Consider the following 12,190-nt stretch of genomic DNA (forward strand, 5'->3'; position numbering starts at 1 on the left):
TGTTATTCCTTGCATCCTGCTTCACAATGAGCGATCCCCGCAAGACGTTCGTTAACGAGCAAGTGAGCTGAGATGCGCCGCTACCTTCCCGATACCTTCACGATCCTGCTTCTGGCGACGGTGCTGCTTGCATCCGTCCTGCCGATCCATGGCGAGGCAACCGAGTGGTTCGGACTGGCGACGAAGGTGGCCGTCGGCATGGTCTTCTTCCTGCACGGCGCGCGCCTGTCGGGCGACGTGGTGATCGCCGGCATCCTGCATTGGCGGCTGCACCTCACGATCCTTGCCTCGACCTTCGTGCTCTTCCCGCTGATCGGCCTTGCAATCGGTTTTGTGCCGGAATCGATCCTGCCGCAGTCGCTTTACACCGGCATTCTTTTCCTCTGCGTGCTGCCCTCGACGGTGCAGTCGTCGATCGCCTTCACCTCCATGGCCGGCGGCAACGTACCGGCAGCGATCTGCTCGGCGTCGGCCTCCAACATTTTCGGCATGTTCCTGACGCCGCTGCTCGTCGGGTTGCTGTTTTCCGCCGGCGGCCATGGCACCGTCACGCTCGACGCGGTCAAGCAGATCCTGCTGCAGCTGCTTGCCCCCTTCGTCATCGGCCAGATGCTGCAGCCCTTGATCGGCAACTGGATCCGCGCCCGCAAGGGACTGTTGGCGCCGGTCGATCGCGGCTCGATCCTGATGGTCGTCTACCTCGCCTTCAGCCAGGCGGTGACGTCGGGCCTGTGGCAAACGTTCTCGCTGACCGATCTCGGTGTGCTCGTCGTCATCGAAATCGTCATGCTGGCGCTTGTGCTCGCCGTCACCATGTACGGCAGCCGCCTGCTCGGTTTCGACAAGGCCGACGAGATTGCCATCACCTTCTGCGGCTCGAAGAAGAGTCTGGCGAGCGGCGTGCCGATGGCAAGCGCCATCTTCGCCGGCCAGAACATCGGCGCGATCGTGCTGCCGGTCATGCTCTTCCACCAGATCCAACTGATGGCCTGCGCGGTGATCGCGCAGCGCTACGCAGCGAGGAAAGCGGCAACCTCGGCGGTGCCGGTGCCGGCCCAGACCTGATCCAGCGCTGATTGATCCGACAACAAAAAACGGCGCCCTGACGGACGCCGTTCTTTGTGGGAGGCCTGTTTCGTGCCTGGTCGGGCAAGATATTTAGAGGGTCTGAGCCTCGATCTGCTTCGGCTGCGACGCGACCGACGCGATCTCGATCCGGCGGGGCTTGGCGGCTTCCGGGATCTCGCGGGTAAGATCGATATGCAGCAAGCCGTTCTTCAGGGAAGCGGACTTGATCTCCACGTGATCGGCGAGCTGGAAGCGGCGCTCGAAGGCGCGCTTGGCAATACCGCGATGGAGAAACTGGCTTTCTTCGCCCTTGTCCTCGGCTTTTTCGCCCTTGACCGTCAACGTGTGTTCACGCGCCTCGATCGAAAGCTCGCTCTCGTCGAAGCCGGCGACGGCCATGGTGATGCGGTAGGCATTTTCGCCGGTGCGCTCGATGTTGTAGGGCGGATAGGTCTGGGCTTCACCCGGCTGGCCGAGACTGTCGAGCATGGTGAACAGGCGGTCGAAACCAACGGTGGAACGGTAAAGGGGGGAGAAATCGAAGTGACGCATGGTGTCCTCCTTGGAGCAACGTTTGCGATGTCTGGTCGGCCACCCCATTCTGGCAGTGGCAGGACCGGTGAACGGACCCGTCTTCGGCGCCCGTGACCCTGATTTGGGGAGGCGATTTGACGACTTCAAGACGCCCCCGTCGACGATTTTTCCCCGAACCCGTTTTCGTGAACCCGACATGAACGCCGGCTTCGGCTGCCGTTCAGCCCGGCGGGACTAAAACGAAATCCTGGGCCGCAACGCCCAGGCTGAAGTGACATGTCCCTTCCCCTTCAGCGGCCGGAAACGGTGATCGTCCGGATTTCACCCACCGTTTCCGGCTTTTTTCTTTGACGGCGAAGACCCTGCCGCCTATCCCTTGATGCTATCGATCAACACGCTTTCACCTCCGGCCTCGACCCCATGACCTCGATCCTCCACGCGACACCGGACAATCCGATCCCGGACAATCATGTCGCTGGCTTTTTCGATGGCATCGGCGGCCGCAAGATCCGCTATGCGATCTTCAAGACGAAGCAGCCGGTGGCGCGTGGCACGGTCGTGCTGCTGCAGGGCCGCAACGAATCGATCGAGAAGTATTTCGAGACCATTTCCGACCTGACCGCAGCCGGCCTCTGGGTCGCTACCTTCGACTGGCGTGGCCAGGCAGGCTCCGAGCGGCTGCTGGCGCACCCCGGACGCGGTTATGTCGATCACTTCTCCGATTACGAGCGCGATCTCAGCACCTTCCTCGAACAGATCGTGCTGCCCGATACCCGCCTGCCCTTCTCGATCGTCGCCCATTCCATGGGCGCGCTCGTCGCCTTGTCGCTCGCACCGATGCTGGCAAGCCGCATCGACCGGCTGGTGGTGCTGGCCCCCTTCGTCGGCCTTGGCGGCCAGGCGCTCGGCGAAAAGAGCATAGCGACGGTTGCGACCTTCATGCGCCTGGTCGGCCTCGGTGCCCTGCCGGCACATCCCGACAAGGGCAACCGTCCCTTCGAAAACAACGTGCTGACAGCGGACCGCCGCCGTTACGCCCGCAACATCGCGCTGACCGACGCGCATCCGGAACTGAGGCTCGGGCCCCCGACGGCGCGCTGGCTGAGCGAGGCTTTCCACGCCATGCGCCGGATCCTCCGCCGCGAACATCTGACCCGCATCACCTTGCCGACGATCATCCTGGCACCGACGGCCGATCGCCTGGTGCCCCATGTCGCCGTCGAATGGCTGGCGCGCAATTTCCGCGCCGCCCAGATGATCCCGATCGATGGCGCCCGCCATGAACTGCTGCACGAGGCGGACCGCTATCGCGCCCAGGCGATGGCGGCGATCCTCGCCTTCGTCATCCCCGAAGAAGGCGACGCGCGCGAAACCACCGCCGCCTGAAGCCAGCGCGCGCGCCCGACAACGCCGCTCGCCCTATCGGACGTACGAAGGTCTCTGTAACACTTTGATTTTACGGATGTCTGCACCCGTTGCGCGAGGCGCAGGGTGCATCAGCCCTTCAGGATTTCCAGCGCCTGCGCGTGCAGTTCGGCATTGCCGGCCGCAATGATCTCGCCGCCCATTTCCGCTGGGCCGCCCTGCCAGTTGGTGACGATGCCGCCGGCCTGCTCGATCAGCGGAATGAGCCCGCCGACATCATAGGGTTTCAGCCCGCATTCGATCACCAGATCGACATGGCCGGCAGCCAGAAGCGCAAAGGCGTAGCAATCGCAGCCATAGCGGAACAGCCGCACCTTGCTTTGTACCGCCTCATAGCCGGTCTTGAGATCGCCGGAATACAGATGCGGAGAGGTGGTGAAAAGCACCGCGTCGTCGAGAGATTTGCAGGCGCGCGTCGAAAGCACCTGCTCGCCATCCGGTCCACGGTAGATCGATTTCGTGCCGTCGGCGAAGTAGCGCTCGCCGGTGAAAGGCTGGTCCATCAGGCCCATGACCGCATCGCCATTGCGATAGAGGCCCACCAGCGTGCCCCAGACCGGCAGGCCGGAAATGAAGGCGCGCGTGCCGTCGATCGGGTCGATGACCCAGACATATTCGCGGTCGAGACCGACATTGCCGTGCTCTTCGCCAAGAATGCCATGCTCCGGAAAATGCGCCTCGATCAGCGCACGGATCGCCGCTTCAGCCGATTGGTCCGCTTCCGTCACAGGATCGAAGCCGCTTTCGAGCTTGTTGACGACGCTGGTCCCGATCCGAAAGCGCGGCAGGGTTTCCGCCTTGGCGGCATCTGCAAGACGATCGAAGAAGGCGCGGTCAGGCAACATGGCGATCTCTCTGAAAAACATGGAGTAAGGTACGTCCTGAATAGACGAAAATTGTCGAAAGGCAAACGACCGAGCACGCTCATCTGCGGGCGTCTACGGCGCCAGCACGGGAGCCTTTCGCACTGCACCACGGTCGCTTTGCGCTTCAAACGCGACTTTGGCAAATTCAATCGGTTGATTCGCCATTTCCGGCTGAAAAACTTTTGACGCGATGCAAAAGTTTTCACCGGCAAACTTGACATTTGTGCAGTGCAATAATATGGTTCTCCTACAGTCACCTGTGACTGTAAATACCCTCCTTGGGTGTTTCCTCCCTAGACTTGACCGCGCCGTTGGCGCGGTTTTTTTTGAACCTCCCCGACAGAAATACCAAGCGCCGCCAGCACCTTGCTGGACGTCACCCTTGTCTGTTCTTCCTGGTTTCTAGGAAAGGCTACTCGGCCGCCAGCGGCAGATAAGCGCCGTAGTCTTCGACGTGGCGGGCAAGCGAGCCGATGAAGGTCGTGAGGTCGGCAACCAGCGCGCCGAAGCCGGGTTTGCGCACCAGCGTCGCCTCGTCGACATAGAGTGCCCGGTTGATCTCGATCTGCAGCGCGTGCAGCCCACGCGTCGGCCGACCGTAATGCTCGGTAATGAAGCCGCCGGCATAGGGCTTGTTGCGCACGACACTGTAGCCGAGCTGCTGCAGCAGATCGACGGCAGCACGCGAAAGCTCGCCGGCAGCACTGGTGCCGTATCGATCGCCGATGATGAAATCCGGTCTCTGGGCGCTGCCCGGCAGATGCACGTTCCCCGGCATCGAATGGCAATCGATCAGCACCGACAGGCCGAACTGCACATGCGTGCGGGCGATCAGCTTGCGCAGGGTGGCGTGATAGGGCTTGTAGATCGTCTCGATGCGCATCAGCGCATCCTCGACCGGGAACCGCCCGCGATAGATCTCCATGTTCTCGGCCACCAGCCGCGGGATCGTTCCGAGCCCGCCTGCAACGCGCATTGAGCTGATGTTGGCATGGGGCGGCAGCGACCCCTCGAACATGCGCGGATCGAGCTCATAGGGCTCGCGGTTGACGTCGAGGAAGGCGCGCGGGAAATGCGCAAGCAGCATCGGCGCGCCGAGGAACGTCGCGTTCTGGAACAGCTCGTCGACATAGTGGTCTTCCGACCGACGAATCGAAAGCGCATCGAGCCTGGACTGGTCTAGGAAACTCTTGGGATAGGACCGGCCGCTATGCGGCGAATTGAACACAAAGGGAATGCGCTGGATTGGAGGTTCAAGGACCTCGAACAGTTCCCTCTCCGCAATTTCCCCCATCTGAACCCTTTTTTACCATATGCGGTACTTGCAATTGTCATCATGTTGCCAGTTGGCCCGCTCTGTGTCCATAGTGGCCAATCACAGCACCAAGGGGAATTGACGTCCCCCGTTCACGAGATATTTACCGCGCTGCGGTTTGGATAAAACGCCGCAATCTACGCGCAATGAACTGAATTAAAGAGAAGCACGGCCGATTCATGACTGCGAAAATCCTTCTTGCCGAAGACGACAACGACATGCGCCGATTCCTGGTGAAGGCGCTGGAAAAGGCCGGCTACAAGGTCATGTCCTATGACAATGGCGCCAGCGCCTATGACCGGCTTCGCGAAGAGCCCTTCTCGCTGCTCTTGACCGACATCGTCATGCCCGAGATGGACGGGATCGAACTGGCGCGGCGCGCCACCGAACTCGACCCGGACCTCAAGGTCATGTTCATCACCGGCTTTGCCGCGGTTGCCCTCAACCCGGACTCCAAGGCGCCGAAGGATGCCAAGGTGCTCTCCAAGCCCTTCCACCTGCGCGACCTCGTGGACGAGGTCAACAAGATGCTGGCTGCTGCCTGATCAGGACAGTTTTCCACAGGCGCGCCTTTCCGCGACTGTAAAGAATGCGACTTCGGACCGACCGCCGCGATCCACAGGGATCTCCGGCGGTCTTTTCGTTTCAATACCTTAGCGGAAACCCAACAAATCCGGGCTCTTGCCGGTGTCGCATCGACGCCGTTCCCGTGGGGAAAATCATTGCCTCTAAATTTCTGTCAAAAAACCTTCGAAAACCCTATTGACGCGACAACGGCTTTTGTGGTCTATGCGCCACATCGGATGGGCGTGTAGCTCAGCGGGAGAGCACTACGTTGACATCGTAGGGGTCACAAGTTCGATCCTTGTCACGCCCACCATTCGAATTCAAAAAGGCCTTTCGAGAAATCGAAAGGCCTTTTCTCGTTTCCCCTATTTCTTCCCCCTTCAGCTTGCGCATTCGCAAAGGCGTCGATCAAAGCGCTGCCCACCACGTTGCCCACAGCCGGCGCTCAGACTTTGGTCCGACAGAGGACGGCAAAGGTCCGGGGCGCATTGTCGAATCGGCTTCGCGATGACTTGATGCCGATGCGCCCGGAAGCAAGCCCGCCTCCTGGACGCAACCGGTCCCAGGGCGATGCCCCGTAGCCCCAATACGCCGCTCTGGGACCCCGTTTTTCCTCAACATGACTGACACCGCCTGCTGTCGCGGCCACCCGAGCCAAGGGGCGGTCGTCCGTTACGAAAATTTGTGGCTTGCGTCATGGAAGGCACGTCTTGTCGCCCTAATTTCGGGCTGCAATCTCAACGCTTTGCCAAGCGCCAAGCGCAAGGCTGAGCAAGCCACCGAACAGACGACGGGCAGCACCCTCGCACACCTCTCCAGGACGAGTGTGCTGCCGAACCGAGCACCTCTCCATTCGAGCGAAAGGAACGGACCATGCCGGCAGTCAAGAATATCGTGCTTGTACACGGCGCCTGGGGCGATGCCTCCCATTGGCGCCACGTGATCCCGCCGCTGCACGCCAAGGGCTACAGGATCGCGGCGGTGCAAAACCCGCTGACCTCGCTTGCCGACGATGTCGAGCGCACCCGCAAGCTGGCGGAATCGCTGGACGGTCCGACTCTGCTCGTCGGCCATTCCTATGGCGGCGCGGTGATCAGCGGCGCCGGCCACGCGTCCAACGTCGTCGGTCTGGTCTATGTCGCCGCTTTCGCGCCGGATGAGGGCGACAGCCTCGGCAGCATCTTCGCAAGGCGTGATCCGCCGTCCGGCGCCGCCAGCATCCGCCCCGACAAAGACGGCTTCCTCTGGCTGGCGCAGGATACGTTCCGTGAGAGTTTCGGCCAGGATCTGAGCGAGACCGAAGCTTTGGTCATGGCGGTCGCGCAGAAACCGATCGCCGGGCGTTGCTTCGAGGACAAGGCAGGGGCTCCCGCCTGGAAGACGAAGCCCAGCTGGTACCAGGTCTCGCGCCACGACCACATGATTCCGCCGGAAACTGAACAATGGATGGCCGAGCGCATCAAGGCGAAGAAGATCATCACGCTCGATGCCAGCCACGCCTCCCTTGCCTCGCACGCCAAGGAAATCGTGGCGCTGATCGACGAGGCGATCGCTTCGCTCGGCTGAATGTCCGGAAGCGCAGCGTCCCGACAAGAGAAACACCGTCGGCTCCGAGCCGACGGTGTTCCTTCTGTCTCATTGGACCTCAGGCATAGGCGCCGCGCTGGCGCTGTCGCGTGGCCCTCGGCCCGCGCGAAAACGTATCGAGATCGATCGCCGCCCCTTCCGGCGCCCGGCACACCTCCTCCGGATGCCGGTCGCTCGCCTCGACGGCGAAATGGATCGCGGCGCTCTCATTGGTAAAGAGGCCGCCGACGAGGCCCTTGCGGTCGGATACGACCCACCAGCCGTGCCGGTCGCGGCCGACGACGAAACGCGCCCGCGCCAGGAAACCACGGCGGATCTGCTGCATACTGCCCATGATCGAACAATCCTTGTTGAGGAAAAGACGGCTTAACCGGCGATCCACGGCAGTGCGGCCTGAATGCCGTAGGCAAGGCCGAGCACGATGGCGAGCCGGATGCCGATGCCGAGAAAGGCATCGCGAACGGCGCTGTCCTTAGGCGGAAGGTGCTCGGCGCGCTCGCTGTTTTCGATGCGCCGGCGCCCAGCGGCGCGCGCAGCAAGATGGGGAAAACGGGACATGGTCTTTCCTTTCGGGTGAGATGGATGCGGACGGCGGGAGCCGCCGCGGCAATCGGGCACGACAGATCCGTGCGAGGACGAACCGTCAGCCAGCAAGCGCGATGCGCACCCCGCGGCCGATCTGGGTGGAGGCTGGAAGCTCGGTCAGCGGTTCGAGCGCCGCGCGGATCTCGGCCGCCGTCTCCGGCGCCACCTGCGTCAGCGGCAGACGCACCTCCGGGCTGAGCGCCCGCACCAGGTGCAATGCGTATTTCACAGGTCCGGGATTGGTCTCGCGCTCCAGCGCCGTGAGCAGCGGCCGCTGGCGCTCATGAAGGGCGAGCGCCGCTGCGACATTTCCGGTCGCGACGGCCTGATGCATGGCGACCACCAGCCGCGGCACGACATTGGACGCCACCGAGATGGTGCCGTGACCGCCGCTAAGATTGAACGGCAGCGCCGTCTGGTCGTGACCCGAGAGCTGCTTGAGCCTGGCCTTCAGGGCCGGCGACGACGACAGGAAGCGGCCGATGTCGCCGGTGGCGTCCTTGATGCCGACGACATTTTGAAGCTCCGCCAGCCGCTCGATCGTCCGTGGGGCGAGATCGACCCCGGTGCGCGAGGGCACGTTGTAGATGATGACGGGAAGATCTACCGCTCGGGCGACCGCCTCGAAGTGGCGATAGAGCCCCTCCTGCGACGGCTTGCTGTAGTAGGGCGCAACGACGAGCGCCGCATCCGCACCGAGGGCCTTGGCTTCCGCCGTCAGTTCAATCGTCGTCGCAGTACTGTTGGTGCCGGTTCCGGCGATAACCGGGATCTTGCGTTCCGCCACCTCGACGCAACGTTCGATCACCATGGCCCGTTCCGCCCGCGACAGCGTCGGCGCCTCACCGGTGGTGCCGCAGGCGACAATGCCGGAAATGCCGTGTCGGATCTGCCATTCCACGAGCGACATCAGGCCGACGACATCAACCTTGCCGTCCCGGAACGGCGTGACGAGCGCCGTGATCGCGCCTTCGAGGCGCAGCGAATGCATGTTCATGGAAATATCCTTCAGGTGGGAAGTTGGCCACGGCCGGCAGCAGCCGCAAGCTGATGGCCGCGGCAGGAGCGCAGGAAGGCGCCAAGGATCGCCGCGGCAAGGTCGGCATGCCGTGCCTTGAAGGTGATGCGGCCGGCTCCGGGTGGCTGATAGCGCAGCGCGCAGGTCCACAGCCCGAACTCGTGACTGAGCGTTCGAAGGCACAGTTTCGGCTCGGTCGCCGACGTCAGGTGAATGACGGCATCGACCAGTGCATCGGCAGCCATCAGTTCACGGAACCGGCGCGACGGCCATTCTCCAGCCGCCAGATCCGGCATGTCCGCGATCACCCGCACGGCTTCCCAGACATGGTGCTCGCGCAGGCGGCGAACGGCGGTCAGTCGAAGCATCAGCGCATCGAGCGCTTGCGCAACCGTTTCGCCACCGGTCAGCTCCTGGTCCACATCGACCTTACGCAGGGCCGGAAGAATATGACGACGGATGTTTAAATCCTGAAGAGACATGGCACGCATCCCTATTCGATGCGGCAAGGCTAGACCCGGCAGGCGTCCGGTTTCGATTGCGACTTCCGGCGCCCGGCATAAGATTTCCGTAAAGCGCTCAAGTGGGTGTTGTGGAAGACGCCGGCCGCGGTCTAGATTTGGTTTCCGAACAGGCGAAGGCCCGGCGCGACAGCGCGCGCGGCGTCGAAATAATCTGACGCAAAAGATGACGCGCACGCAATTTTGCGCTAGGTAGCCCATTCGGTGGCGATCAGGGATCGCCATTCCCGAGCAATACCCCTTGTCCGTGAAGGAACATGCCATGCCTGCCTATCGCTCACGTACCACCACCCACGGCCGTAACATGGCCGGCGCCCGCGGCCTCTGGCGCGCGACGGGCATGAAGGACAGCGATTTTGGCAAGCCGATTATTGCGGTGGTGAACTCGTTCACCCAGTTCGTGCCGGGCCACGTGCACCTCAAGGATCTTGGCCAGCTCGTTGCCCGCGAGATCGAGGCTGCCGGCGGCGTCGCCAAGGAATTCAACACCATCGCCGTCGACGACGGCATCGCCATGGGCCACGACGGCATGCTCTATTCGCTGCCCTCGCGCGAGATCATCGCCGATAGCGTCGAGTACATGGTCAACGCGCACTGCGCCGACGCCATGGTCTGCATCTCCAACTGCGACAAGATCACCCCCGGCATGCTGATGGCCGCACTTCGCCTCAACATCCCCGCCGTCTTCGTTTCCGGCGGCCCGATGGAAGCCGGCAAGGTCGTGCTCCACGGCAAGACGCACGCGCTCGACCTGGTCGATGCCATGGTCGCCGCAGCCGACGACAATGTTTCCGATGAAGAGGTCAAGGTTATCGAGCGCTCGGCCTGCCCGACCTGCGGCTCCTGCTCCGGCATGTTCACGGCCAACTCGATGAACTGTCTGACCGAAGCCCTCGGCCTGTCGCTGCCCGGCAACGGCTCGACGCTCGCCACCCACGCCGACCGCAAGCGCCTGTTCGTCGAAGCCGGCCACCTGATCGTCGACATCACCCGACGCCACTACGAGCAGGACGACAACAGCGTCCTGCCGCGCAATGTCGCCTCGAAGAAGGCGTTTGAAAACGCCATGGCGCTCGATATCGCCATGGGAGGCTCGACCAACACCGTGCTGCACATTCTCGCCGCCGCCCATGAGGGCGAGGTCGATTTCACCATGGCGGACATCGACCGCCTGTCGCGCAAGGTTCCGTGCCTGTCGAAGGTCGCTCCGGCGAAAAGCGACGTGCACATGGAAGACGTGCACCGCGCCGGCGGTATCATGTCGATCCTCGGCGAACTGGAAAAGGGCGGCCTCATCAACCGCGATTGCCCGACGGTGCACAGCGCCACGCTCGGCGACGCCATCGACCGCTGGGACATCACCCGCACGTCGAGCGAAACGGTCCGCAATTTCTTCCGTGCAGCACCGGGCGGCATCCCGACCCAGGTCGCCTTCAGCCAGGAAGCCCGCTGGGACGAGCTCGACACCGACCGCGAAAAGGGCGTCATCCGCTCGGTCGAACATCCCTTCTCCAAGGATGGCGGCCTCGCCGTCCTCAAGGGCAACATCGCCATCGACGGCTGCATCGTGAAGACCGCGGGCGTCGACGAGAGCATCCTGAAATTCTCGGGCCCTGCCCGGGTATTCGAAAGCCAGGACGCGTCGGTCAAGGCGATCCTTGCCAACGAGATCAAGGCCGGCGACGTCGTCGTCATCCGCTATGAAGGCCCGAAGGGCGGCCCGGGCATGCAGGAAATGCTCTATCCGACGAGCTACCTGAAATCGAAGGGCCTCGGCAAAGCCTGCGCGCTGATCACCGACGGCCGCTTCTCCGGCGGCACTTCGGGCCTGTCGATCGGCCACGTTTCGCCGGAAGCGGCCAATGGCGGCACGATCGGCCTGGTGCGCGAGGGCGACATGATCGATATCGACATCCCGAACCGCACGATCAGCCTGCGCGTCGACGAGGCGGAACTTGCCAAGCGCCGTACCGAGCAGGACGCCCAGGGCTGGAAGCCGACCGAACAGCGCAAGCGCAAGGTGACGACGGCGCTGAAGGCCTATGCGGCTTTCGCCACCTCCGCCGACCGTGGCGCCGTGCGCGACCTCGGCGAGCACTGACCAGCCACGTTCTGGCAGCGCTCGAGAGGCGCAAGAAACAACGAAGGGCTCCCGCGCGGCGGGGGCCCTTTTCTTTGATCTCGTCCTAGGGATAGGCCCGGCTTTGCCGGACAGGAACCATCTGTTATTTTAGTTTACCCTAAAATCACACAGGTGGATCATGGCGGACGAGTCTGGATTGCTCGGCACCTGGAAGATGCTTTCCTGGACGCGCGAGGTCGTCGCCACTGGCGAGGTCAGCGATGCCATGGGTCCTGACCCCATCGGTTATCTCTCGTATTTTCCGGATGGCCGGATGACTGCCGTCGTGGTGAAGCGCGATCGGCCACAGCTCAAAGGGCTCGTGCCCTCTCACAACGAAAAAGCGGCACTGTTTGATTCCATGCTCGCCTATTCCGGCTCCTATTCGCTCAAGGACGGCCGGATCATCCATCATGTCGAGGCAAGCTGGAACCCGGCCTGGGGCGTCTCCGACCTGATCCGCCCCTTTGTCCTGCAAGGCGACAAGCTGGTGATCTACGGCGCGCCGGGCGTGGACCCGGCAACCGGCGAGGAGGTCATCTACCACCTCGAATTTCGCAAGATGTGACCAGCTTGGCCACG

Annotated in this window: 13 protein-coding genes and 1 tRNA gene; 7 read left to right on the top strand and 7 right to left on the bottom strand. The window is 62.8% G+C overall.

Features of this window, described 5'->3' with window-relative positions:
- Window positions 1–72: 72 nt before the first annotated feature.
- Window positions 73–1,065 (top strand): bile acid:sodium symporter family protein, encoded by a 993-nt coding sequence (locus tag IB267_RS28045; protein WP_192450749.1) that lies wholly within the window; start codon window positions 73–75, stop codon window positions 1,063–1,065.
- Window positions 1,066–1,158: 93 nt separating this feature from the next.
- On the opposite strand, the gene IB267_RS28050 is transcribed toward IB267_RS28045, so the two are convergent.
- A complete protein-coding gene (locus tag IB267_RS28050; protein ID WP_034786801.1) occupies window positions 1,159–1,620 on the bottom strand; it encodes an Hsp20 family protein in 462 nt (153 codons plus the stop codon).
- A gap of 402 nt (window positions 1,621–2,022) precedes the next feature.
- Between IB267_RS28050 and IB267_RS28055 the strand changes: the two genes are divergently transcribed.
- Window positions 2,023–2,988 (top strand): alpha/beta fold hydrolase, encoded by a 966-nt coding sequence (locus IB267_RS28055; RefSeq protein ID WP_192450750.1) that lies wholly within the window; start codon window positions 2,023–2,025, stop codon window positions 2,986–2,988.
- A gap of 110 nt (window positions 2,989–3,098) precedes the next feature.
- On the opposite strand, the gene hisN is transcribed toward IB267_RS28055, so the two are convergent.
- Both hisN and IB267_RS28065 read right to left on the bottom strand, forming a co-directional pair.
- Entirely contained in the window at window positions 3,099–3,872 is a 774-nt protein-coding gene (gene hisN / locus IB267_RS28060; protein ID WP_192450887.1) for a histidinol-phosphatase, read from the bottom strand.
- Window positions 3,873–4,305: 433 nt separating this feature from the next.
- A complete protein-coding gene (locus IB267_RS28065; RefSeq protein WP_192450751.1) occupies window positions 4,306–5,187 on the bottom strand; it encodes an N-formylglutamate amidohydrolase in 882 nt (293 codons plus the stop codon).
- Window positions 5,188–5,387: 200 nt separating this feature from the next.
- Between IB267_RS28065 and cpdR1 the strand changes: the two genes are divergently transcribed.
- The 3 genes from cpdR1 to IB267_RS28080 all read left to right on the top strand — a co-directional run bounded on the left by cpdR1 (window position 5,388) and on the right by IB267_RS28080 (window position 7,341).
- Window positions 5,388–5,753: a response regulator CpdR1 gene (gene cpdR1 / locus IB267_RS28070; protein WP_034786813.1), complete on the top strand. Its 366-nt coding sequence runs from the start codon at window positions 5,388–5,390 to the stop codon at window positions 5,751–5,753.
- 260 nt (window positions 5,754–6,013) lie between these two features.
- Window positions 6,014–6,088: transfer RNA gene (locus IB267_RS28075), tRNA-Val, on the top strand.
- A gap of 560 nt (window positions 6,089–6,648) precedes the next feature.
- Window positions 6,649–7,341, top strand: a complete 693-nt coding sequence (locus IB267_RS28080) for an alpha/beta fold hydrolase (protein WP_192450752.1) — start codon at window positions 6,649–6,651, stop codon at window positions 7,339–7,341.
- A gap of 79 nt (window positions 7,342–7,420) precedes the next feature.
- Here IB267_RS28080 and IB267_RS28085 read toward each other — a convergent pair whose 3' ends face one another.
- The 4 genes from IB267_RS28085 to IB267_RS28100 all read right to left on the bottom strand — a co-directional run bounded on the left by IB267_RS28085 (window position 7,421) and on the right by IB267_RS28100 (window position 9,447).
- Window positions 7,421–7,696, bottom strand: a complete 276-nt coding sequence (locus IB267_RS28085; protein WP_192450753.1) for a hypothetical protein — start codon at window positions 7,694–7,696, stop codon at window positions 7,421–7,423.
- Window positions 7,697–7,728: 32 nt separating this feature from the next.
- Window positions 7,729–7,920 carry a hypothetical protein gene (locus IB267_RS28090; RefSeq protein ID WP_192450754.1) on the bottom strand — a complete coding sequence of 64 codons (192 nt, stop codon included), beginning with the start codon at window positions 7,918–7,920 and terminating at the stop codon, window positions 7,729–7,731.
- 85 nt (window positions 7,921–8,005) lie between these two features.
- Window positions 8,006–8,944, bottom strand: a complete 939-nt coding sequence (dapA, locus tag IB267_RS28095) for a 4-hydroxy-tetrahydrodipicolinate synthase (protein WP_192450755.1) — start codon at window positions 8,942–8,944, stop codon at window positions 8,006–8,008.
- Window positions 8,945–8,955: 11 nt separating this feature from the next.
- Window positions 8,956–9,447, bottom strand: coding sequence for a hypothetical protein (locus IB267_RS28100; RefSeq protein ID WP_192450756.1), 492 nt, complete (start codon window positions 9,445–9,447; stop codon window positions 8,956–8,958).
- Between the two features lie 301 nt (window positions 9,448–9,748).
- Between IB267_RS28100 and ilvD the strand changes: the two genes are divergently transcribed.
- Entirely contained in the window at window positions 9,749–11,587 is a 1,839-nt protein-coding gene (gene ilvD / locus IB267_RS28105; RefSeq protein WP_192450757.1) for a dihydroxy-acid dehydratase, read from the top strand.
- 160 nt (window positions 11,588–11,747) lie between these two features.
- On the top strand, window positions 11,748–12,176 hold the full coding sequence (locus tag IB267_RS28110; RefSeq protein ID WP_192450758.1) for a lipocalin-like domain-containing protein: 429 nt from the start codon (window positions 11,748–11,750) through the stop codon (window positions 12,174–12,176).
- The last annotated feature ends 14 nt before the right edge of the window (window positions 12,177–12,190 follow it).

Source organism: Ensifer sp. ENS09 (assembly GCF_014852425.1).
Classification (GTDB): Bacteria; Pseudomonadota; Alphaproteobacteria; order Rhizobiales; family Rhizobiaceae; genus Ensifer.